The 23376-nt window shown below is 68.4% G+C and carries 20 protein-coding genes; 5 read left to right on the forward strand and 15 right to left on the reverse strand.

Translation table 11 applies throughout. From position 1 onward, the window contains the following. The 3 genes from infB to truB form a co-directional block, all read left to right on the forward strand. The coding region (gene infB, locus FV217_RS17155; RefSeq protein WP_147818390.1) for a translation initiation factor IF-2 at positions 1-2216 on the forward strand (2216 nt) is incomplete at its 5' end. 113 nt (positions 2217-2329) lie between these two features. Further along, positions 2330-2764, forward strand: coding sequence for a 30S ribosome-binding factor RbfA (gene rbfA / locus FV217_RS17160; RefSeq protein ID WP_147818391.1), 435 nt, complete (start codon positions 2330-2332; stop codon positions 2762-2764). A gap of 120 nt (positions 2765-2884) precedes the next feature. After that, a complete protein-coding gene (gene truB, locus FV217_RS17165) occupies positions 2885-3952 on the forward strand; it encodes a tRNA pseudouridine(55) synthase TruB (RefSeq protein ID WP_147818407.1) in 1068 nt (355 codons plus the stop codon). A 3-nt stretch (positions 3953-3955) separates the two neighbouring features. Here truB and FV217_RS17170 read toward each other — a convergent pair whose 3' ends face one another. The 14 genes from FV217_RS17170 to FV217_RS17235 form a co-directional block, all read right to left on the reverse strand. Further along, the gene (locus FV217_RS17170) at positions 3956-5125 is read right to left on the reverse strand and encodes a M20 aminoacylase family protein (protein ID WP_147818392.1); all 1170 of its coding nucleotides are present in this window, start codon (positions 5123-5125) and stop codon (positions 3956-3958) included. A gap of 78 nt (positions 5126-5203) precedes the next feature. Further along, positions 5204-5677, reverse strand: a complete 474-nt coding sequence (gene cueR, locus FV217_RS17175) for a Cu(I)-responsive transcriptional regulator (protein ID WP_147818393.1) — start codon at positions 5675-5677, stop codon at positions 5204-5206. Then, on the reverse strand, positions 5674-8187 hold the full coding sequence (locus tag FV217_RS17180; protein ID WP_147818394.1) for a heavy metal translocating P-type ATPase: 2514 nt from the start codon (positions 8185-8187) through the stop codon (positions 5674-5676). The genes cueR and FV217_RS17180 overlap by 4 nt, the downstream gene beginning before the upstream one ends. A 23-nt stretch (positions 8188-8210) precedes the next feature. Further along, on the reverse strand, positions 8211-9425 hold the full coding sequence (locus FV217_RS17185) for an ATP-binding protein (RefSeq protein WP_246682901.1): 1215 nt from the start codon (positions 9423-9425) through the stop codon (positions 8211-8213). 121 nt (positions 9426-9546) lie between these two features. Beyond that, complete coding sequence (locus FV217_RS17190; protein ID WP_147818396.1) at positions 9547-10593, reverse strand: lysylphosphatidylglycerol synthase domain-containing protein; 1047 nt, start codon at positions 10591-10593, stop codon at positions 9547-9549. A gap of 177 nt (positions 10594-10770) precedes the next feature. Beyond that, entirely contained in the window at positions 10771-11403 is a 633-nt protein-coding gene (locus FV217_RS17195) for a uracil-DNA glycosylase (RefSeq protein WP_147818397.1), read from the reverse strand. Further along, positions 11387-12163: a PIG-L family deacetylase gene (locus tag FV217_RS17200; protein WP_147818408.1), complete on the reverse strand. Its 777-nt coding sequence runs from the start codon at positions 12161-12163 to the stop codon at positions 11387-11389. The genes FV217_RS17195 and FV217_RS17200 overlap by 17 nt, the downstream gene beginning before the upstream one ends. 10 nt (positions 12164-12173) lie before the next feature. Beyond that, on the reverse strand, positions 12174-13400 hold the full coding sequence (locus FV217_RS17205; protein WP_147818398.1) for a glycosyltransferase family 4 protein: 1227 nt from the start codon (positions 13398-13400) through the stop codon (positions 12174-12176). Next, positions 13397-14305, reverse strand: a complete 909-nt coding sequence (locus tag FV217_RS17210; protein ID WP_147818399.1) for a sugar phosphate isomerase/epimerase family protein — start codon at positions 14303-14305, stop codon at positions 13397-13399. Before FV217_RS17210 ends, FV217_RS17205 begins: the two co-directional genes overlap by 4 nt. After that, entirely contained in the window at positions 14302-15912 is a 1611-nt protein-coding gene (locus FV217_RS17215) for a YcaO-like family protein (RefSeq protein WP_147818400.1), read from the reverse strand. The genes FV217_RS17210 and FV217_RS17215 overlap by 4 nt, the downstream gene beginning before the upstream one ends. Positions 15913-16058: 146 nt before the next feature. Next, positions 16059-17105 (reverse strand): Gfo/Idh/MocA family oxidoreductase, encoded by a 1047-nt coding sequence (locus tag FV217_RS17220; protein ID WP_147818401.1) that lies wholly within the window; start codon positions 17103-17105, stop codon positions 16059-16061. Further along, positions 17105-18289, reverse strand: a complete 1185-nt coding sequence (locus tag FV217_RS17225) for a methyltransferase domain-containing protein (protein WP_147818402.1) — start codon at positions 18287-18289, stop codon at positions 17105-17107. Before FV217_RS17225 ends, FV217_RS17220 begins: the two co-directional genes overlap by 1 nt. Before the next feature lie 31 nt (positions 18290-18320). Next, the gene (locus FV217_RS17230; RefSeq protein WP_147818403.1) at positions 18321-19241 is read right to left on the reverse strand and encodes an HD domain-containing protein; all 921 of its coding nucleotides are present in this window, start codon (positions 19239-19241) and stop codon (positions 18321-18323) included. After that, the gene (locus tag FV217_RS17235; protein ID WP_147818404.1) at positions 19241-20431 is read right to left on the reverse strand and encodes an inositol-3-phosphate synthase; all 1191 of its coding nucleotides are present in this window, start codon (positions 20429-20431) and stop codon (positions 19241-19243) included. Before FV217_RS17235 ends, FV217_RS17230 begins: the two co-directional genes overlap by 1 nt. Positions 20432-20746: 315 nt before the next feature. Here FV217_RS17235 and FV217_RS17240 point away from each other — a divergent pair, with 315 nt between their 5' ends. Next, entirely contained in the window at positions 20747-21874 is a 1128-nt protein-coding gene (locus FV217_RS17240; RefSeq protein ID WP_147818405.1) for a transglycosylase SLT domain-containing protein, read from the forward strand. Between the two features lie 96 nt (positions 21875-21970). Here FV217_RS17240 and FV217_RS17245 read toward each other — a convergent pair whose 3' ends face one another. Then, positions 21971-23005, reverse strand: a complete 1035-nt coding sequence (locus FV217_RS17245) for an aspartate-semialdehyde dehydrogenase (RefSeq protein WP_147818406.1) — start codon at positions 23003-23005, stop codon at positions 21971-21973. A gap of 245 nt (positions 23006-23250) precedes the next feature. On the opposite strand from FV217_RS17245, the gene FV217_RS17250 reads away from it, so the two are divergent. Next, on the forward strand, positions 23251-23376 hold a 126-nt coding region (locus tag FV217_RS17250; protein ID WP_246682904.1), incomplete at its 3' end, for a GTP-binding protein.

Raw genomic sequence — 23376 nt, forward strand, 5'->3', positions numbered from 1 at the left:
GCCTTGCGCCGACGACGCCCCGCCCGCCCGTGACCGCGCGTCCGGCAAGCGCCGAACCGCGCCGCACGATCACCGCCGAGGTGCGCAAGCCGCGCGACCTGAACTTCATGGCGCGCCCGGCTCCGGCTCCCGAGCCGGAGAACAAGACGACGCCGTCGACGGCCCGTCAGCCCGACGGCATCACCGTCACGCGTCCGGCCCGCTCGAACGCGACGGCCGCCGAGGAGGAGCCCGAGACCAAGCGGGTGATCCGCCGTCCCGGCATGCCGCTCAAGATCATCACCCCGCCCAAGACGCCGAAGTCGCCGGGCGGCGATCGCAACCGCGGCCGTCTCACCATCGCCACGGCGACGTCGGGCGAGGACGAGCGCACGCGCTCCGTCGCGTCCTTCCGCCGCCGCCAGCAGCGGATGAGCGGCCACCGGAACGACGAGCCCAAGGAAAAGATCGTCCGCGAGGTGACGATCCCCGAGACGATCACGATTCAGGAACTCGCCAACCGCATGTCGGAGCGGGCGGTGGACGTGATCCGCCTGCTCATGAAGCAGGGCGAGATCCACAAGATCACCGACGTGATCGACTCGGATTCCGCGCAGCTCATCGCTGAGGAAATGGGCCACACGGTCCGCCGCGTCGCCGAGTCGGACGTCGAAGAGGGTCTGACCTCGGACGAGCCGGATCTGGAGGAGGATCTCGATCCCCGTCCGCCGGTCGTCACGATCATGGGCCACGTCGACCATGGCAAGACCTCGCTGCTCGACGCGATCCGCAAGGAGAACGTCGTTTCGGGCGAAGCCGGCGGCATCACCCAGCATATCGGCGCCTACCAGGCGCCGTCGCCCTCGGGCGACCTGATCACCTTCATCGACACCCCCGGCCACGCGGCCTTCACCTCCATGCGCGCCCGCGGCGCCAAGGTGACGGACATCGTCGTGCTCGTGGTGGCGGCCGATGACGGCGTCATGCCCCAGACGATCGAGGCGATCGCCCACGCCAAGGCGGCGCAGGTGCCGCTGATTATCGCGATCAACAAGATCGACAAGGCCGACGCGAACCCGCAGCGGGTCCGCACCGAGCTGCTGCAGCACGACATCCAGGTCGAGTCGATGGGCGGCGAGACCCTGGAATTCGAGGTTTCGGCCAAGACCGGCGACGGTCTGCCCGAGCTTCTCGAGGGTCTGCAGCTCCAGGCCGAGATCATGAACCTTCGCGCCAACGAGAAACGCGACGGCGAGGGCACGGTCATCGAGGCCCAGCTCGACCGTGGCCGCGGCCCGGTCGCGACCGTGCTGGTCCAGCGCGGCACCCTGTTCACCGGCGACATCGTCGTGGCGGGCGCCGAGTGGGGCCGGGTGCGCGCGCTGATCGACGACAAGGGCGAGCACATCCCCTATGCCGGCCCTTCGGTGCCGGTCGAGGTGCTCGGCTTCAACGGCACGCCGGATGCCGGCGAGCGCGTGGTCGTGGTTCCCAACGAGGCCCGCGCCCGCGAGGTCGCGGAATACCGCGCCCGGATCAAGCGCGATCGCATGACTGCCCGCACGGGCGGCGCCAACCGCTCGCTCGTGGACATGATGCGCGATCTCAAAGAGGGCTCCGGCCGCCGCGAGTTGCCCGTCATCATCAAGGGCGACGTGCAGGGCTCGGTCGAGGCGATCGTCGGTGCGCTCGGCAAGATCGGCAACGACGAGGTCTCCGCCCGCATCCTGCATTCGGGCGTCGGCGGCCTGACCGAGTCGGACGTGACCCTGGCGACGGCTTCGAAGGCCGTGGTCATCGGCTTCAACGTGCGCGCCCACAAGGAAGCCCGCGAGGCGGCCGAGCGGGCTGGCACCGAGATCCGCTACTACAGCATCATCTACGACCTCGTGGACGACATCAAAGACACGCTCTCGGGCATGCTCCCGCCGACGCTCCGCGAGGAGAAGCTCGGCGAGGCGCAGATCCTGCAGATCTTCGACGTGTCGAAGGTCGGCAAGATCGCCGGTTGCCGCGTCACCGACGGTACCGTCCAGCGCGGCGCCCATGTCCGCCTGATCCGCGACAGCGTCGTGATCTACGAGGGCAAGCTCTCGCAGCTCAAGCGCCTCAAGGACGACGCCAAGGAAGTCGGGTCGGGCTACGAGTGCGGCATGTCCTTCGAGAACTTCCAGGACATGCGCGCCGGCGACCAGATCGAGTGCTTCCGGGTCGATGAGATCCGCCGGACGCTCTGACCCTGACGCGTCCGCAGCGATGACGGCGGGGCCGCGGCGCAAGCTGCGGCCCCGTTCGTTTCGCACGGCTCGCGCCGCATCCCCCGCTTTGAAACGATCCACCGATACCGCCCATGGCTCAGAAATCCTCTCAAGCCGGTCCCGGCCAGCGCCAGCAGCGCGTCGCGGAACTCGTGCGCCATGCGCTGGCCGACGTGCTGCAGCGCGGCGACATCCAGGACCCTGTGCTGTCCTCGCACGTGATCACGATCCCGGAGGTGCGGATGTCGCCGGACCTCAAGATCGCGAACGCCTACGTGATGCCGCTCGGCGGCCAGGACGAGGCGCCGGTGATCAAGGCGCTCGAGAAGAACCGCAAGGTCCTGCGGCAGGAGGTGGCCCGCCGCGTGAACCTCAAATTCGCGCCGGACCTGCGCTTCTTCCGCGACGAGACCTTCGACGAGGCCTCGCGGATCGATGCAATCCTGCGGAGCGAGAAGGTCCAGCGCGACCTCGACTCCGCTCCGGCATCCGATACCGGCGAACCCGAGCCCGAATCCGGGCATTGACCCCGGGCGGACTTGCTCGGAGACGGTCGACACCATCCCTTATCTCAGACGCGCGGGACGGACTTGCAGCCAGCGGCCGCAAGCCCCCGAGGCGTTGCAGTGCCATCGATCGAGGACATCATGCAGGACGACACCGCCGGACAGTCCGAGGAACCGACGGCCGCCCTGCCGACCGAGGCGACCGTCGCGGACGAGCGCGGATCCGAAGAGCGCGGATCCGACGAGGGACGCCGGGGCAGGGGACGCCCGAATCGCGGCGGCCCGCGTCCCGACCGCCCGAAGAAGCGCGATGTCAGCGGCTGGGTGATCCTCGACAAGGGCGTCGGCATCACCTCGACCCATGCGGTCGCCGTGGTGAAGCGAGCCTTCAATGCCAAGAAGGCCGGGCATGCCGGCACCCTCGATCCGCTGGCCTCCGGCATCCTGCCGATCGCGCTCGGTGAAGCCACGAAGACCGTCCCCTTCGTGATGGACGGCCGCAAGGCCTACCGCTTCACCGTGCAATGGGGCGTCGAGACCGACACGGACGATGCCGAGGGGCGCCCGGTCGCGACGAGCGACGCGCGGCCGACCCAGGCCGAGGTCGAGGCGGCGCTGCCGTCCTTCGTAGGTAATATCCAGCAGGTGCCGCCGCGCTACTCCGCCATCAAGATCCAGGGCGAGCGCGCCTACGACCTCGCCCGTGAGGGCGAGATCGTCGAGCTCGTCGCCCGAGAGGTCCGCATCGACCACCTTTCTGTGATCGAGCACGATGGCGAGCGCACGGTGATCGCGGCCGAATGCGGCAAGGGCACCTATGTCCGGGCGCTGGCGCGCGACCTCGGCCGCATGCTCGGCTGCCACGGCCATGTCGCCGCCCTGCGGCGTACCCGCGTCGGCCCCTTCGTCGAAGAGGCCTCCTGCAGCATTCCGACGCTGGAAGAGGGCGCGCCCGACGGCAACGGCGCCCATCTCCAGCCCGTCGAGACGGCCCTCGACCAGATCCCGGAAGTGCCGGTCTCCCGCGACGTGGCCCTGCGCCTGATGCGCGGCCAGCCGGTGATCCTGCGCGGGCGGGATGCGCCGGTGGAGGGCAAGGCCTTCGCGACCTGCGGCGGGATCCTCGTGGCAGTGGGCGACGTCGAGCGCGGCGAACTGGTGCCGCACCGGGTGTTTCACCTGGGCGGGACGGCGCCGCAGCGGGATTGACCCTCACCCCACCGGCAGCGCTGTCTCGATCAACCGCGCCCACAGCGAAGCCCCGTAAGGCGCGGCCGCGTCGCAAAAGTCGTAGTCCGGGTGGTGCAGGCCGGCGGAGGGGCCGTTGCCCATGAAGATGTAGGCGCCGGGCCGCTCCAGCAGCATGTAGGAGAAATCCTCGGCGGCCATCATCGGCGCGACGTCGCGGTCGACCTGGGCCTCGCCGACGATGTTCGCGGCGATTCCGGCCATGAAGGCGGTCTCGGCCGGGTGGTTCTCGGTGGCGGGGTAGCCGTCGTCGAAAGCGATGATCGCCTGCGCCCCGAAGGCGGCCGTCACCCCTGTGACGATCGCGGCGATGCGCTCCTTGATCAGGGCCCTGACCTCGGGCGCCAGCGCGCGCAGCGTCCCGCGCAGGACCGCCTCCTGCGGCAGGACGTTGAACGCCTCGCCGGCCGTGACGGCGCAGACCGAGACCACAGCGGATTTCAGCGGATCGACCGAGCGAGCGACGATCGATTGCAGGGCAACGATGACGTGGCTGGCGACGAGCACGCTGTCGACCGCCGCCTGCGGCAGCGCGGCGTGGCCGCCCCGGCCCTGGATCGTGAGGGTGAAGCGGTCGGTGGACGCCATGATCGGGCCGGGCCGGATCGCGAAGCTGCCGAGCGGCTGGTTCGGGATGTTATGCAGCCCGTAGACCGCCTCGATGCCGAAGCGCTCCATCAGGCCGTCCGCGACCATCGCCGCGCCCCCGCCGCCGCCCTCTTCGGCGGGCTGGAAGATCAGCACGGCGCTACCGTCGAAATCGCGGGTCTCGGCGAGGTACTTCGCGGCCCCGAGCAGCATGGCCGTGTGGCCGTCATGGCCGCAGGCATGCATCTTTCCCGGCACCGTCGAGCGGTACGCCAAGTCCCGCACCTCCTGGATCGGCAGGGCGTCCATGTCGGCGCGCAGTCCGATTGCCCGGTTGGAGCCGTGCGCCCGGCCCCGGATCACGCCGACGACGCCGGTGCGGCCTATGCCGGTGGCGACCGTGTCGCAACCGAAGGCGCGCAGCTTGTCCGCAACGAAGCCGGCGGTGCGGTGGACGTCGTATTGCAGCTCCGGATGCGCGTGGAGATCGTGCCGCCAGGCGGTGATCTCGTCCGCGAAGGTGGCGATCCGGTCGATGATGGGCATGGTCTCGGTACTCGTGCGCGTCCGTCGGAGCGTCCGCGCTCGACCCAGCAAACAGGAGGCCAGTGCCCCGGTCAATGCTCAAGCTTGGCCGGAAGAACCGCGACGAGGCTGCTTTGCCGGCTGCGAATTTCGCGCCCGGTCGTCGGCCGGGCCGGCGGCGAGGTCGTCGAGGATCGGGCAGTCCGGGCGGTCGTCGCCGCAGCAGCTTTCCGCAAGGTCTTCGAGCGTCCGGGCCATGCCCTCGAGGCCGGCGATGCGCCGTCGTAGATCCGCGACGTGACCCTGCGCCACCGCCTTCACCCCGGCGCTCGCCCGCGAGCGGTCGCGCCACAGCGCCAGAAGCTCGGCAATCTCCGGCATCGAGAAGCCGAGATCGCGCGCCCGGCGCACGAAGCGCAGGGCATGCAGGTCGGCCTGGGCGTAGAGCCGGTAGCCGGCGGCCGTCCGCTCGGCCGGACCGAGCAGGCCGGTCTCCTCGTAATAGCGGATCATCTTGGCCGAGACGCCGCTGAACCGCGCCGCCTCGCCGATCGTGACGGGGCGCCCGCTCATGCCGGCCTGCCCGCCGAGCGGGCATGGCGGAGGCGCAGAGCATTGGTCACGACGCATACGCTGGACAGCATCATGGCGCTTGCCGCGACTATCGGGGGCAGCATGGGAATGCCGGCCGCGGCGAGCGCTCCCGCCGCCACCGGAATCAACCCCACATTGTAGGCAAAGGCCCAGAACATGTTCTGCCGGATCGTCCGCATCGTCGCGCGCGACAGGACGAACGCCTCCTCCACGCCGCCGAGCGCACAGGACATCAGCACCACGTCGGCACTCGCGATCGCGACATCCGTGCCGGTGCCGATGGCGATGCCGACATCGGCGCCGGACAGCGCCGGGGCGTCGTTGATCCCGTCGCCGACGAAGGCGACGGAGCCGTGAGATTCTCGAAATCTCTCAATGGCTTCGACCTTTCCGGCGGGCAGGACCTCGGCCGCGACCGCGTCGATGCCGAGGGTTGCCGCCACGGCCTGCGCCGTACGCCGGTCGTCGCCGGTGATCATCGCGACGACGAGGCCGCGAGCCTGCAGCGAACGGATGACGCCCTCGGCGTCCGGCCTGACCGAGTCGGCGACCGCGATGAGGGCAGCGAGCCGGCCGTCGATGGCGGCGTAGAGCGGGCTGTGGCCGGAGGCGCCGAGCCGCTCGGCCGCGTCGTCGAGCGACCCTGCCGGGATGCCGAGTCTCTCCATCAAGCGCTTGGCACCAATGGCGATTTCTCTGCCAGCGACGCGGCCGGTCACACCATGGCCGGGGATCGCCTCGAAGGCCTCGACCTCGGCGATGGAGCCGGCCTCCCGCGCCGCCGTGACGATGGCGCGGGCGATCGGGTGTTCGGAGCGCGCTTCGACCGCCCCCGCTGCGGCCAGCACCTCCTCCCGCGAAAAGCCCTCGGCTGTGACGAGATCGGTAAGGCGGGGGCGGCCTTCGGTGAGGGTACCGGTCTTGTCGAAGGCGACGACCTTCACGTTTTCAAGGACTTGCAGGGCGCTGCCCTTGCGGAACAGCACGCCGCGCTCGGCCGCGCGGCCGGTGCCGACCATGATCGCGACCGGCACGGCGAGGCCCATGGCGCAGGGGCAGGCGATGATGAGGACGGCGATGGCATGAACGAGGGCGGGGCCGAGCGCCGGGCTCGGGGCCAGCGCCAGCCATGCGAGAAAGGTCGCGGCGGAGATCGCCAACACGGCCGGTACGAACCGGGCCGTGATGCGATCGACGAGGCCCTGGACCGGCAGCTTTCCGCCCTGCGCCGCCTCGACCATGCGGGCGATCTGGGCGAGGACGGTGCCGGAGCCGACGGTCTCGACCCGCAGGTCGAAGCCGCCGGAGGTGTTGAGCGTGCCGCCGATGGTGGCGTCGCCCTCTCCCTTGCGGACGGGATCCGGCTCGCCGGTGACCATGCTCTCGTCGATCCAGGACGCACCGGCGACGAGGCGGCCATCTGCCGGCACGCGCTCTCCCGGACGCACGCGCACCCGGTCGCCAAGCTTCAGATCAGTAACGAGAATTTCCGTTTCCTCGCCGTCACGCATGACGCGCGCGGTCTTCGGAGCGAGATCGAGGAGGCGGGCGATGGCCGCGCCGGTGCGGCCGCGGGCACGGGCTTCCAGCGCACGGCCGAGCAGGATCAGCGTGACGATGAGGACGCTCGCCTCGAAATACAGCTGCGCACCGCCCTGTGGCAGCAGGCCGGGCGCAAGGGTGGCGATCATCGAGGCGAGGTAGGCGGCACCGGCACCCAGGGCGACGAGGGCGTTCATGTCCGGGTGCCCGCGCAGCAGGCCGGGAATGCCCGACCGGAAGAAGCGGCGGCCCGGCCAGGCAAGCACCAGCGTGGCCAGGGCGGCCTGGAGCAGGGCGTTGGCGCCGTTGCCGAAAAGGCCGTCGACGCTCTCGTGGAAGCCGGGGATGAAATGGCCACCCATGTCGAGGAGGACGACGGGCGCCGCGAGCAGGGCCGAAAGGCGGACATCGCGCCAGAGCTGTGCCGTCTCGCGTGCCTGCCGATCTTCACGATCCGGCGTCCGACCAGCGTCGCTGCCGACGCTCTGCAATTCGAAGCCGGCCTGCCGCACCGTCTCTTCGATCTCGGCCATGGCGACGGTGCCGTCGGCATGGCGCAGTTCGGCGCGGCCGGAGGCGAGGTTGACGACTGCGCCCGTCACGCCGGGAATGCGCAGGAGCGTCCGCTCCACCCGCGCCACGCAGGAGGCGCAGGTCATTCCGCCGATGCCGACGGCGCTGGTCGTCTCGGGCACGGTGTAGCCGGCGGCCGCAATCGCCTCCGCCACGCGATGCGCCGGCATGCCGGCCGGAAGGCTCAGGCTGGCCTTCCCCGTCGCGAGGTTGACGGAGACGTCGCGAACATCCGGCAAGTCGAGCAGTGCCCGTTCGACACGGCTCACGCAGGACGCGCAGCTAAGCCCTTCGATCGGCAGCGTAATGGTGGCACGCGGCCGATCGGCAGTAGGCGCGGAGCGGGGGAGGGGGAAGTCGGTGCGAGCGTCCATGCGCCCTCAGATGGGGCTTCCCATCATGGGAAGGTCAAGGGCGTGTCGACGGGACGCACGCCATGGGGCTCCATCCCGTCTTCGCGGCGATGCTCGGGCAGGATCACACGGACGGTGGTGCCCCGGTCGATCTCGCTCTCGATGACGAGGCGGCCCCGGTGGCGGTTGAGCGCGTGCTTGACGATCGCCAGACCGAGGCCGGTGCCGCCCTGCTGCCGGCTCGACGCGGTGTCGACACGATAGAAGCGCTCGGTGAGACGCGGGATGTGCTCGGGGGCGATGCCCGGCCCCTCGTCGCGCACGGCGAGCGTGAGCTGGGCGGGCCTGCTGCCGGAGGCATCCTCGCGGCCGAGGCTCACCGCGATGAGGCCGCCACCGCCAGCGTATTTCAAGGCGTTCTCGACGAGGTTCTCGACCACCCGCAGCAACTCGTCGCGATCGCCGAGGACTGGGTAGGGCGGCTCCGGCGCCTCCAGCGACAGGACGATCCCGCGCTCGGCGGCGAGCGGCGCCTTCTCCTCCACCATCTGCCGGGCGATCCGCTTCAGGCAGACGATCTGCGTCGGCGGCACATGCTCGCGCAGCTCGATGCGCGAGAGCGAGAGCAGGTCGTCGATCAACCGGGTCATGCGCCGCGCCTGCATGCGCATGATGCCGAGGAACTGCTCGCGCGCCTTGGGATCGTCCCGGGCCGGTCCCTGCAGGGTCTCGATGAAGCCAGAGAGCGAAGCGAGCGGCGTCCGGAGCTCGTGGCTGGCATTCGCCACGAAATCCACCCGCATGGTCTCGAGCCGCCGCGCCGAGGTGAGATCGCGCAGAAAGAGCACCACGTTGGGCTGGCCGCCGCCCGGTGTGTCCGCCAGCGGAAGCGCCCCGATCTGAACCTCAAAGGCGCGCTCGGTCGGCACCCGCGTGACGTAGCCGGTCTTCAACGGCGCCCCGCTCTGTAGAACCTCCTCGATGCCGTCGAGCACGTCCGGCGAGCGCAGCGCGAAAGAGAGCGGATGCCGCAACTTGAGCCCGGGCAGCAGGGCGCGGGCGGCCGGGTTCGCCTCGATGACGACGATGCGGCGGTCGACCAGGATCACTGGGTCGGGAATGTTGGCGAGTAGGGACTCGGCCACGGAATGCCGCTCGCGCCGTTCGATTTCCAGCGGCGTCACGACGAGCGGCGAGCCGGAACGGCTCAAGACCGCGCCCGCGACCAGGGCGAACGAGGCGGCGAGCAGGAAAGCCATCCCAGGCGTGCCGTCGACGAGCGCGGCGAGGCCGAAGACGACCGTGGCCGCGGCGGCTCCCGCCAGGGAGGATCGTCGGATCGAACCGGGCATTCTTGCTCACAGGCCCGCGGTGGCGGGATCAGGGATCGTTCGCCGCGCGGTGGCGGCGCAGGCGTCGTCCCACCTCGTAGATCCCGAGCATGGCGAGCGCCACGACGAACGGGACGAGGTAGTAGCAGACGCGGAACAGCAGGAGCGAGCCGAGTACCTCGCCGCGGGGCAGGTAGGACAGGGCCAGCATGATCGTGGCCTCGAACACGCCCGCGCCTCCCGGCACGTTGGAGGCGATGCCGAGCATCGCGGCAAGGACGTAGATCGCCACGAAGGTCGAGAAGCCCAGGGTCATCTCGGAGGGCATCAGAACGTAGAGCACGGCCGCCGCCGCGCAGACGTCGCCGATGCCGACCAGCATCTGGCTGAACGAGACCGTGGCGCCGGGTAGTTCCAGCCGCCAGTGCTTCACGGTGATGTAGCGGCGCTTGATCGAGACCCAGATCAGGTACCCGACGACCGAAAACAGGGCTGCGACGCCGACCCCCTGGTTCACGCGGATGCTGGTGAAGGCAAGGCCCGCGAGTTGGCCCGCCTCCACGATCAGGCTCAGGCCCAACACCACGCCCATACCGAGCCAGAAGGTGAACCCGGCGATGACGGTGAGCGCCGCGATCTTCGCGGTGGAGAGGCCGCGGCTCGAATAGACCCAGTAGCGGATCGTGCCGGCAGTCAGCAGCGGAAAGCCGAGGGTGAAGCTCACTGCGTAGCTGGTGAACGAGGCCAGCGACGTGATGCGATAGGGTACCTTCAGCTTGAGCTGCTTCAGCGCCAGCGCATCGTAGAACGTGAGAAAGAAATAGCTGATTGCGACGAAGCCGAATGCGACGGCGAGCTGCGTCCCGGTTACCGCCGTCAAGGCCGCGCTGAGCTTGGCCCAGGTGATCTCTTCCGACAGCTTCCAGAGGACGACGGCCGAGGCGACGAGCAGCAGGAGGCTCGCGACCGTGCCGATCCAGGCATAGCGCTTCCTGAAGAAACCCGTCTTCGCCTCGGCCTTACCAACGGCATCGGCCTGCGATGCATCGACGGCCCCGGTCTCGGCGAGATCCTTCCGTTTTTCGACGAAATTCATCTGGAACGGCGTCCGCCTCCGCTGGTCGCTCGCGCTGCGATGAAAACGCAGCTCGTCCCGAGCGATGGCCCGCCCGCCGCATGTAGGCTGATCACCGGGCAAAGGCCAGCGATGGGCGGGGTGTTCGCGAAGGCGTGCGTGTGGATGGCAGGCGGCAAATCGCGTTCCGCGCGATGGTCAGCGCGACGAGCGCAGCACCGCCTGCGCTTCACATAGGCCGGCGAGAATGCGCTCGCGGACGCTCGGCGACGTGCAGACGAAAGTCGGGCTCGGATGCGGGATCGAGATGATGGGCAGATCGGGACGCAGCCGCTGCAGGGGCTCGCGGGCGGTGCCGGCGATCCGCCCTGCCAACACCACGACGGCGAGATGCGTCAGAATATCGAGGAGCGGCGCCAGATAGGGCTCGGCCAAATGCTGCTCGGACCGGCGCGGTGCCCGGTTTAGGGCACCTTCGGCGTGGATCACCCACGGAACGGTGTTCCAGATCAGCGTGTCGGCCCGCGGAATGTCCGCCTCCCGCAGGAAGCGGAAGAGGTTGGCGGCCGTGCCCGTGGGGTTGTCCCGAGAGACCATGCCGGTGCGGCCGGTTGCCGGTCCCGGCGTTTCCAGCAGGAGCAGCAGGCGCGCCTGTATGCCTCCGTCGAACGGATCAGGGTCAGGTACGGGCGCATGGCGCTCGGAAGCGATCCGGCGCGCGAGATCGCGTAGCGGCAGCACATGCGGCGCGTCGGCGCTGGCGCGCCGTAAAGAGAGGGCAGCTGGGTCCGCGAGACTTCTGGGAGCGTCCGGATCAGATCGCGGCGGCATTCGGCGGTGTAGCCGTCGGCAGGGTTCCGGCGAGACGAAAGCGCTCGACGGCTCCCTCGGCCCTTAGCCGCGCAGCAAGGGCGTCGGCGCCCCCGAATTGGAAGCCGATTTGCGTCCCGTAGGCGGCGCAGGCCCTGGCCTTTCGGGCTTCGCATTCGGGATCGAAGCGGACGTCTCGGAGGGCTAGATCCGAAAAGATCTCGCGCAACGGCTCTTTCGGATCCGCGGTGCGGACCGTGTACGGATAATCGCGCCACCACAGGACCGGCGCCGGCGGCCGCACCCCGGACCGGCAAGCGCGAAGCGCTCGCACAACCTGCACATGGTCGACATGGCCACCGACGGCCTGCGGCGCGAGGATCAAATCGGGCCGCATCTGCGCGATCAGCTTCTCGAAAGCGTCGGCGAGATTGTATTCGATCCGGTCGTCCCCGGAGAGACCGGCGAAGAGTTCCGGCGGCGAACCATAGCCGCGATGCGGAGCCTCGCGGAATGGCAGGTGGACCGGTCGCTCGATCCCGAGGTGAAGTGCGGCGACGACGTCCTCATCGCGGCGGAGTGCCATGTAGTCGACGTCGGCCGCCAAGCCCTTATCGAGCTGGCACGCCAACGCGAAGCCCTTCGGCTCGGCGACGGAGGCCGTAAACACGGTCGCCATCACCACGCTCCAGCCCCCACGCGCCAGATGCGCCAGGGTGCCGCCGGCGGAGAAGACGGCATCGTCGAGATGGGGCGAGACGGCGAGGGCGACGGGCATCAGAGAACCCGCATCAGAGCAGATGCGGTTCGGCGCGGAAGCGGCAATCCGGATCATGCGGAAGTGCGTCCGAAAAATCCGCATGCGGCCGTTCGCGGACGACCTTCGCGTAGACGTCCATGATCTGCCGTCCGACTGCCGTCCAGGAATAGACCCGGCGGCATTCCTCCAGTCCAGCTTGGGCAAGCCGCGCGCGAAGCTCCGCGTCTTCGATGACGCGGCCGAGGGCCTTCGCCAAGGCCGGCACGTCGCCGGGCATCACCATGAGGCCGTTCTCGTCATCGCGGAGGCAGTCCGAGACGCCGACGGAATGGGTGGAAACCACCGCAAGCCCAGCCGCCATCGCTTCCAGGATCGTGTTCGAAAACCCCTCGGCGTAGGTCGGCGACACAAAGACGTCGGCCTTGCGATAGAGGTCCGGCACGGTCTCGTAATCGGCGTAGCCGGTGAAGGCGACGTGAGCCGGCGTGAAACCGATTTCCTCCGCGCGTGCTCGGGCGGCGTCCACGTCGGGCCCGATGCCGGAGATCGTCGCCTCGAACGGCAGGCCGGCCTCCCAGACGCGTTCGAGCGCATCGAGCATGTCGAGCACGCCTTTCCGGCGGTCGACGCGGCCGTGATAGAACAGCCGCACCGGGTCCTCGCCCTCGACGGGCTTGCCCGGCGTGAAGCGGGCGGTGTCGACCGCGCCGGGTACGATGGTGAAGCGCGCGGGATCCGAGCCGAGCCGGTCGCAGACCTCCTTCACGAAGGATTTTCCGCCGATCAGCAGGGCGTTGGCGTGAGCCAGCACTTCGCACATGGCAACGCGATGAGTCTCGCAGCAGGAGCCGACCCAGTGGCCGTCGCCGCCCTGGATCGAGACCACGTTCGGCACGCCGAGCTTTTTGGAAGCCAGAAGCACGGCCCAGCCGGTGGGGTAGCCGTATTGCGCGTGCAGGATATCGAAGGGCTTCTTGGCGTGCTCGGCGCAGATGGTCTCGACCATCGTCGCGATGTCCCGCTCGAAGTCGCCGCTCTCCTGCTCGCCGAGCTGTTCGAGGCCGATCACGTGGACGCCCGGCACGGCGGGCGGCGGACCGCCGCCATAGACGCGGGTGCCGAATTCGTCGCCACGATATTGCGAGATCATCGTGACATCGTGGCCGGCGCCGACGAGTTCGCGCAGCAGGTTCTGCGCGTAAACGCTCATGCCGGAGATCGCCGGGAAGTACCGGCGGCTGACGAAACAGATCCTCATGATGCCGCCACCACGCCCGTGGAGATTTGTGGCGCCAGCGCCTCGTGCGCACTCTCGTCCGCTGCCGGCAGGCCCGGCCCCGGACGGCGGCAGGTGCGCAGGTATTCGAGCGAGCGCGGCACCATCACGTCGGCGCGGTGGCTCTCGCGGGAGAGCTCGACGCAGACGAGTTTCTGGAAGTCGATCGCTTCGAGGGCGTCCAGCACCGACGGCACGTCCATGTCGCCCTCGCCGAAGGGCAGGTGGATGTGCTCGCGCCGCTTCATGTCCTCGATGGCGACGGTGCCGAGGCGCTCCGCGAATTCCCGCACGGCCGCGGCCGGATCGCGCTCCTCGGTGACGAGGCAGTGTCCGGTATCGAGCGCGAGCCTGAGGTTCGGCAGGTCGAGCCCGGAAAAATCGTCTAGCGTCTCGATCAGCATGCCGGGCTCGGGTTCCAGCGCCGCAACCACGCCCTTCTCCTCGGCATAGGCGGCGACCTCGGTGAGCCCCTCGATCAGCCAGCCATGCGCTGCGGCTCGGTCGACACCCTCCTTCGGCACGCCCGCCCAGAACGACACCGCTTCCGACTTCAGCACGTGCGCGATGTCGACGGCCCGCTTCAAGAATCCGATCCGTCGGGCACGGCCCGAGGCGTCGGCCGTCACGAGGGTGGGCTCGTGCTTGGCGCTCGGGTCGAGCAGGAAGCGGGCGCCGGTCTCGATCACCGAGCCGAGTTCGAGCCGCTGCAGCAGCGTCGCGATGTGGTCGGCCTCGACGATCCAGTTCTCGGCAAAGGGATCGAGATGATGGATGTCGAGCGTCAGCGCGACGCCGTCATAGCCGGCATCCTTGATCAACCGGATCGCGTCTTCGAGGCGGTGATGGGCGGTGCCGTTCGTGTTGTAGGCGAAGCGGAGGCTCATGGGCGCTTCCTCTCGGCCCGCCGGCCCTGCCGCTCGTAGCGGAAGGGGGCGTGGTGGGATTCGGGCTCGCGGTAGAGCGGATAATGCGAGCCGACGACTTCCTCCGCCAGCGCGGTGTCGAAGAGCGGCTGGCCACCGAAGCGCTCGACCGCCTCGGGCGTCAGGCGCACCGGCAGCAGCGTGTCGGTCTCCCGGCCGAACTTGATCAGCGGATGCTCGCGTTCGATGAGCTTGCGCGTGTTGCGCTCGCCGATGCGGTAGTAGCTCATGGTCTCGACTTCGAGGCCCGGCACGATCGCCTTGACGATACCGATGCCGCTCTCGGGCGGGGCGCAATCGACGTAGAGGATGTCGAAGCCGGCCGCATCGAGCCGGTCCTTCGCGATCTTGCCGCGTGCATGCCCGTCGGCGGCGGGCGTGGTCGGGAGATCCAGGAACGGCTTCTTCGAACGCTCCGAAAACACCGTCTCGGAAAACACGCCCTTCAGTTCCTCGCCCGAGAGGTCGATCCAGGCGAGCATGGCCTGCAGGGCGCGGCTCTCCTCGAGGTCGAGACTCGGTAGCGCTTTCTGGATGAAGGACTCGACATAGCCGGGAGGCGCAACGGTGTCGGCGAGTGCCAGGGGGCCGTGGCCGAACGTCTTGCGCACGCGGGCGGCCTGGAATTCCAGCAGCGCCTTGCGAAGCGCCCGCTCGCGGTCCGGATCGCATGCCTCGCCGGCCGCCGAGAGCGCGATCGGGCAGGGGGCGTCGGCCCCGTTCTCGTCGTAGCCGACCACGTAGATGTTGGTCAGGCCGAACTGGTCCGTGGCGAATTTCGGCAGCGCGCGGATGCCGAGGCCCTTGAGCCGATCGAGCATGGCCTGCGTCTCGGGGCCGATGCCGGCGAGATCGATCATCACGCCCTGGTCGAGCGCCCGAAAGAGCAGGCCGTTGCCGTCGCGCTGGAGCAGTTCGAGCAGGCCGTGGCCCAGCGCGAAGGACGTGTCCGGACCGGCGCCGAGGCCGTTGGTGATGAGATTGGTGAAGGGCTTGTAGCCCGCGCTCAGCTCGAAATAGTCGGTGGCCGCGATGTCGAGCGGCATCCAGACATTTTCACCGGTGCGGGCGCGAACCACCGTCGTCCAGTCGAGCTTGGTCCCGCGACCGACATGCGAGCCGGCCGGCAGGCAGAGCGTCAGCGGGTCGGCGACGCTGCTTGCGCCGAAGACGCGGACGAGATCATCGTAGGAACAGCCGACCTGCTTTTCGCGCGGCATCACCGCCAGCGACGGCATCAGGTTCTCGGCGATCTCGGCAACGGCGCCGATCAGCGCCTCGTCGTCGGTCGCGCCGTAGCCGATGCCCGACGGCATCGCGCCGACGAAGAACGGATCGTCGAGAAACAAGGCAACGAACCAGACCGGGATGCCGGTGCGGTCGAGCGGCGCGAGGTTGAAGCCGACGACCCGGCCCTCGGGCAGGATGTCGAGATAGGCCGTCACGGCATCGGGCAGGCGCTCGGGCAGGCCCTCGATCCGGCGCGGGGCGCCGTATCGATAGCGCCGCGGCGCCTTCAGGCTGTCGTGGCGGGCGCGGTCGTCCTGGTCGATTTCGGTCGTGGTCATCGGATCCCGGCCAAGCTGCCTTCCCTCCCCCTTGTGGGGAGGGATCGAGGGTGGGGGTGGTGCCGCTTGCCTGCGTCGGAGCCCGGCGGAACCACCCCCACCTCCACCTCCTTCCCACGAGGGGGAGGAGAGTCCACTCCGTCGTCTCACGCCGCCGGTGCGGCCCGCGGCCGGCCCGGCTCGCGCCCGGCCTCGCCATAGGCCCGCGCCAAGAGACGCATGGTGTGCAGGTCGCGCTCAGCCGAATAAGCCGTCCGCTCGTCCGGCCGGCGCAGAGCCGAGCCGAAGGCGCGAACCTGCTCCAGGAAGGGCGACGCGTCCGCATCGAAGGCGATGTCTTCGGCCACGCCGGTTGTACCGTCGGTGAACGTCAGCCGGCCACCCGGTGTCTGGCCCATGGTGTCGACCGCGGTCAGCATGCCTCGGGTGCCGACCACTTCCAAGCGGCGGCGGGGCAGCACGTCCGGGCAATTGTAGGCGACGTGGAGGTTGGTCAGCACGCCCGATCCCGTGCGGCCGATCAGGATTGCGCCGTCGTCGACGGCATAATCCTGGGCGCGGGCCTGGGTCAGCGCGGCGATGTCCTGGATCGATTCCCCAAGCAGGAAATCGCAGAGGTCGAGCCCGTGCGGGGCGAGGTCGATCAACGCGCCGCCGCCCGCCTTGGCCGGATCGATGCGCCAGTTGTCCTGTCCTTGAAACGACGCCCAGGCCCGGTCGAGCCAACAGGCATAGACGATGCGAACGGTCGTCACCGTGCCGAGCCGGCCGTCGCGGATCGCGTCGCGCATGGCGCGGTGGGCGGGGTGATGGCGCTGGTCGAAGGCCGTACCGTAGAAGGTGCCGGACCGGGCCACGGCAGCCGCCATGGCCTCCGCATCGCCGAGCGAGGCCGCCATCGGCTTCTCGCAAAGGATGGCCTTGCCGCTCGCCGCCAGCGCTTCGACGGCGTCGCGGTGCAGATGGTTCGGCGTCGCGACGTAAACTGCCTCGACCTGGGAGTCGGCGATCAGGCCGGCGATGTCGGCATGCGCCCGCGCACCCTCTACCTCAGCCGCAGCGCGCGAGGTCGCGCCCGGATCGGCCACGGCCACGAGCCGGTGGCCTGCGGCGCGGATGCCCGGCGCCATGTAGTCGCGGGCGACCCAGCCGTAACCGACGATGCCCCAGCCAATCGCATCGGTGCCGGTCATCACCAGCGCTCCGGCAGATCGACGTATTCGCGGCGGCGGACCCGTTCGGCGACGGCCGTCTGCGAGCCACCTTCCCAGTCGAGGGTCTTGGGTCCGTCGGAGTGGAGTGGATAGGTCACGCGTCCGGCATATTCCGCGGCGTAGCGCTCGGATGGCCAGCGGATCACGTAGGCGCCGCTGAGATCGACCTTGTAAAGCGGGTTGAGCCGCAGCGCCGTGCCGGCGACCGGTAGCGTGATGCCGTCGACCACCGAACGCGGGGCGGGTCGCATACCCGGACCGGCGACGAGCGAGAAGGCTTCACAGGCCTGCAATTCGTGCGGGTCGCGCGGGGTCGGCGCACGCGCCTCGACGAGCGCCCGGGTCAGCTCGGCATCGTCATAGACGAGACCGTCGGGAAACAGCTCCTCGATGTCGGCGGCCGAGACCGCCTTGCCGGCGGAGAAGCCGGGGCAGCCGCTGTTGTGGATGTGGCTGACCGCGAGCCAACCGTCTTCACCGGCCGTCTTGCGCAGGCAGGCGAGGATTCCCGGCTTGTCGTCGAGGAAATAGAAGGCGTCGTTGCAGAGCACGAGGTCCACCGGCGCGTCGGCGATCGGCCAATGCGGCGAGGAGGCGTCGAAGCAGACAAGCTGCGCACCCTTGTCGACCACCCAGTTGCGGGCGACCCAGAGCTTGGCGAAGACCACATCGGCGCCGGCGACCTTCACGCCGCGTGCCTGCATCTCCCGCAGGTAATGGCCGATGCCGCAGGCGAGCTCGAAGGCACAGGCCGGCTCGTTCCAATGCGCTTCGAGCAGCGTCAGCCCGGCGAGATAGGTCGGGTCGCTCCAGCGATTGACGAAGTAATCACCGACCCGGCCCCAACCAAGACCATCGACGGCCTCGCGGAGCGTCGCAGTCCTACGGTTGGCTACGAGCGCTTGGAGGGACGCCGGGTCGGCCGGAGGGCCGTTCCACCAATCATCCTGATCCGCGAGCAAGCCCGCAAGCGCGGCGTCCATGTCGCCGGCATCGATCAGGGCCAGGGTCGCGGCGATCAACTCGGCGCGGTTGGTGCGCAGATAGGGGATGCCGTCGAGCACGGGCCAGCGGGCACCGGTCGCCACGTCGCGCAGGACATGCGCGCCGTCGAGCTCCAGCGAATTGCCGGTATCGGGCGAGAGGAGGTCGAAGGGGATCATGGCCCGAGAATAGGGCGGGGGATGCCGGTTTTCACGGGATGCGCATGTCGCGGAGCACCCGATCCTGAAAATCCTTCACCGGACCGGCATGGACCAGCTCCATGTCTCCGAGCACCGTATCCATGGTCAGCGAGGCGGCGCGCAGATGCTGCGCGATCTGTAGAACGCGATCGATGGAATCGGCGGCGTGGAAGGCACGGCCCTCCGCAGTCGCATCGTCCGGCAGGACCGAGCGGGCACTGCGTACGGTCTCGCGCAGGGACGGTTCCAGTTCGTTCAAAGCACGTTCCGAGCAGCGTTCCACGATTGGCCAAAGATGGTCGCCGAGCAGCATCTCGCCGGTGAAGCCGGCGTCCGGCATCAACGCGTTGTGGAAGTGATGGGCCATGGCGGCGAGGAAGACCACGGTGGGATCGGCTCGGTAGAACGGACTCAGCACGACACCGTAAACCGCCACGATCAGGCAGTGCTCTGCGTGATTCTCCGGCGGTTCGAGCAGGATGCGCGGCTTGCCGGGGCAGGTCACGCCGGCCCGCGGCTGCTGGGCCTGTGCGGTGACGAAGTCGGGCAGGGGGCCGGCCGGGAGAGCCTCCTGCGAAGGGCGCAGACAGGCGCGGAGACGATCGCGCAGGGCGGGATCGACCTGCTCGGTGACGGCATCGAAGCCGGCAACGAGAATGGCCGAGCCCTGTGCGTCGTCGAGTCCGGCAGCCGCGAGAAATGCACCGTCGATGTCGCATAGCCGCGTGGCAGCCAGCGCGCTGGCGGTCACCTGAAGCGCCACCGTCTCCGGCGAGGCCCCACCGGTGAGCGCTCCCCAACCCTGCGCAAACAGTCGCTCGGCGATCGACCCGGCGCGTCCGGCTGAGCGGACGCGCTTGAGATCGCCGAGTTCGACGAGAAGCTCGCGCAAGGGGAGGGGCGCGGCGGCTGCCGTGCCCAGGGGCGACATCAGTTCGCGCCGAGCCAATCGAGCAGCATCTTCTGCTGCTTGCCGAAATCGTGCTCGGGGCCGGCGCCGTTCTTGACCATGGGCGCCTTGAAGAAGCTCGAGAGCTGCTCCTGCGCGCCGCCGTCGCCGCGCTGCTTGGCGAGGTCGAGGACGCGGGCGATCTCGATGACGAGGGGGGCAGCGAGAATCGAGTCCTTGCAGAGGAAGTTGACCTTGATCTGCATGCGCTGGCCCATGAAGCCGGTAACGTCGATGTTGTCCCAGGCTTCCTTGTCGTCGCCACGCGGGCGGTAATAGTGGATATGCACGAGATGGTCCTCGACGGGGTAGCCGAGGATCGAGTCGAGCACCGTGCCCTTGGTGTTGATCTTCGACTGCAAGGACGACGGATCGTTCAGGGCGAGACCGTCACGGTTGCCGAGGATGTTCGTCGAGAACCAGCCGTCGACATGGAGCGCCCGGGCCTTGAAGGCTGGCGCCAGCACGGTCTTCATCATGGTCTGACCGGTCTTGCCGTCCTTGCCGGCGACGGGCACGCCCATCTCCTTGGCGAGGTTCAGCAACGCCGGAATGTCGGCAGCGACGCTCGGCGTGAAGTTGCCGTAGGGCACGCCGCTCTTGATCGCCGCGTAGGCGTAGAGCATCGCCGGGGAAATCGACTCGTCGTCGGTGTCGAGGCCCTTCTCGAAGGCTTCCGTCGAATTCAGTACGGCCGCGGTCAGGTCGGGCCAGCGCTCCGTCGAGGCGAGATTGATCACGACGACCTCGTCGAGGTTGCTCTCCTGCCGGAAGCGCTTGAGGTCGTTGGCGATAATCGAGACCGTCTCACGATGATCCTTGGCGACGATGCGGTTGCCGCCCTCGATGTTCTTGCAGAACTTGGCGCTGCCAACGGCCGGCCAGGGCGTGATGCCCTTGAGCACCTGGGCCCCGTTCTCGATGTCCTGCTTGGTGAGCACGCCATGACCGGTCGCGGCCGAGGCGAGGTCGTCGCTGTTCAGGTCCCAGCCGCCGAAGACGAGGTCCTTGTAGTCGGTCATCCCCTGAACGGAGACGCCGGCAAGAGGCAGACCGTCGAGCCGGTTCGATCCTGTCTTGATCATCTCGATGCCGGCGATGGCGGTGGTGGCAACGGCGCCGCCCATGCCAACGAACGCGACGCCGACGCGGCGACCGGTCTGCATGCTCATCGGGGAAGTACTTTCTGTCTGTTTGAAGAACGCGGCACTCGAATGCCGTCGCGCGGTAGCCCTGTCTCGGCCCGTATCAACTGGGTCGCGGAGGGTCCGTTCCAAGGCGGATGTGCCATGTTTCAAATGAATGGAAGCTGACGGACCGCCGCACCACTCGTTAACGAATAGTAAACACAGGGCCTTAACGCGGCATTAACGCCGCCACGTTGGGATCATGGGCCGGTCCCATTGTCGTCACACCTGACGGCGACACCCCGGGCACTTGATCGAAGCCGCGTCCGAGAACGCCGCGGCACGAAAAAAGGAAGTTTGATGGGGGTTTTCCCGGAGCCGGCGCTCTGCGCCGACGACGTGAGCCGACTCGTGCCTACCGGGTCGAATGATGTCAACAACGCGAAGGCGGCTAAGCCGCTCACGATTCAGTGTTTTGCACCTCTGAACAGTCTGAAGCGCAACATTCTGGCAGGCCTGATCGCCAGTCTCGCGCTGAGTACCGTCCCGCTGACAGCCCTGGCACACGACCTCGGCGGCGTGATTGCCACACTGCAGCCTCGCGAAGACCACCCGTTGGAGTGGGGCCGAACGAACCTCGGCGCTCAGGGGATCGTGACCCAGGCGGTGACGGACCATGACCCGGCGCGCCCGCCCGAGCCGAAGAGCGATGCCGATATGCTGCGCTTCGGCGACATGAGTGTATCGCGTCCGCTCGTTGCGACCATACTGCGCGCCTCCGAGGTGACGGGCGTCGACCCGGTTTACATGATGGCGCTCGCCGACAAGGAATCGAGCTTCGACACCGACGTGAAGTCATCGGCTTCTTCGGCGCAGGGCCTTTTTCAGTTCGTCACCGCAACCTGGCTCGAGATGATCCGCGACTACGGAGCTCGGCACGGCCTGACGGCCGAGGCCGCTGCGGTGAAGGGTCGCGGCGGCGCCATCGGCATCACCGACGAGGCCATGCGCAAACGCGTTCTGGAGCTTCGCAACGACCCGTTCGTTTCCGGCTTGATGGCGGGTGAGCTGATCAAACGTGATCGCGCCCGGATCGAGAGCCGCATCGGCCGCGAACTCAAGACGACCGAGCTCTACATCGCCCACTTTCTCGGCACCGCGAGCGCCGGCAAGTTCCTGTCCCTCAGCGCCGACGACCCGGACCGCAGCGCACAGAAGGTCTTCGGCCGCGCCGCGCGCGCCAATCGCAGCATCTTCACGCAGAAGGATGGGGGCAAGCGTCGCAGCCTCACTGTCGCCGAGGTCCACGAACGGCTCGACGGCATGATCGACCAGCGCATCAGCCAATATCAGACGATCGCGGCAATGATCGCCCAGGAATCGCAGGACGTGGACGAAGAGCACGGCGGCGAATATCCGATGCTCGACGCCCGCCTCCGCCTGAAGGACGACCCCGTCCTGCCGCTGGTGGCGCCCACGATCCAGTAAGCGCCGGAACATCGGCCCGCGCAAAAAGGGCGGCGATCCAAACCCATCGGATCGCCGCCCTTTTTTGATGTCTGGCGCCGGCCGTCGGACGCCCGATCAGGCCGCCTGCTTCTGCCGGTTGAGCAGCTTGCGGTTGATCAGGACCTCAGCGATCTGAACCGTGTTCAGCGCCGCGCCCTTGCGCAGGTTGTCCGAGACGCACCAGAAGGCGAGGCCGTTCTCGACGGTGGCGTCCTCGCGGATGCGCGAGACGTAGGTCGCGTCCTCGCCGGCCGCTTCGTGCGGAGTCATGTAGCCGCCGGCCTCGCGCTTATCGACGACGAGCACGCCCGGGGCCGCACGCAGGATCTCGGTGGCCTGCTCGACGGAGAGCGGCCGCTCGAACTCGACGTTCACGGATTCGGCATGGCCGATGAAGACCGGAACGCGCACGGCGGTGGCCGTGAGCTTGATCTTCGGGTCGAGCATCTTCTTCGTCTCGGCCATCATCTTCCACTCTTCCTTCGTGTAGCCGTCCTCCATGAACACATCGATGTGCGGGATGACGTTGAAGGCGATGCGCTTGGGAAACTTGGCCATGGTCATCTGGCCGGCCGTGAAGACCGAGCGGGTCTGCTGGAACAGCTCGTCCATGGCCTCCTTGCCGGCGCCGGAGACCGACTGGTAGGTCGAGACCACCACGCGCTTCACGGTAGCCGCATCGTGCAGCGGCTTCAGCGCGACGACGAGCTGCGCGGTCGAGCAGTTCGGGTTGGCGATGATGTTGCGCTTGGTGAATCCGACGATCGCGTCGGCATTCACCTCGGGCACGATCAGCGGCACGTCCGAATCGTAGCGGAACGCCGACGAGTTATCGATGACGACGCAGCCCTGCTCGCCGATGCGGGGGCTCCACTCCTTCGAGATCTCGCCGCCTGCCGACATCAGGCAGATGTCGGTATCGGAGAAGTCGTGAGTGTCCAGCGCTTTGACCTTGAGGATCTTGTCGCCGAACGAGACCTCCTGGCCCACGCTGCGGCGCGAGGCCAACGCCACGACCTCGTCGGCCGGGAAGGCGCGCTCGGCCAGGATGTCGAGCATCTCGCGGCCAACATTGCCCGTGGCTCCGACGACGGCAACCTTGTAACCCATCTCGCATACTCCGCTGCGCGGCCTCAAGCTCGTGGCCGCATGCGCCAAAACGAAAAGGCCCGCCTCGAGCGTGACGAGGTTGGCTTTCCGAACGGCGGAGCAAGGCGCGCACGCACTCCGACTGTCAAGGCAGTGGTACGCATGTCCGCTGCCCGGACTTGATCGAAACCGGCCGAGCCTTTAAGCGGACCGCGCCTTGCGCCCGGTGTTGTTCCAGGCGCCCCCGCTCAGGATTGATTGGACCGATGGGCAAGGAAAAGTTCAACCGCAACAAGCCGCATTGCAACATCGGCACGATCGGCCACGTGGACCACGGCAAGACGTCTCTGACGGCGGCGATCACGAAGGTTCTGGCGGAGTCGGGCGGCGCG

The sequence above is a fragment of the Methylobacterium sp. WL9 genome, from assembly GCF_008040035.1.
In the GTDB taxonomy this organism is placed as follows: domain Bacteria; phylum Pseudomonadota; class Alphaproteobacteria; order Rhizobiales; family Beijerinckiaceae; genus Methylobacterium; species Methylobacterium thuringiense.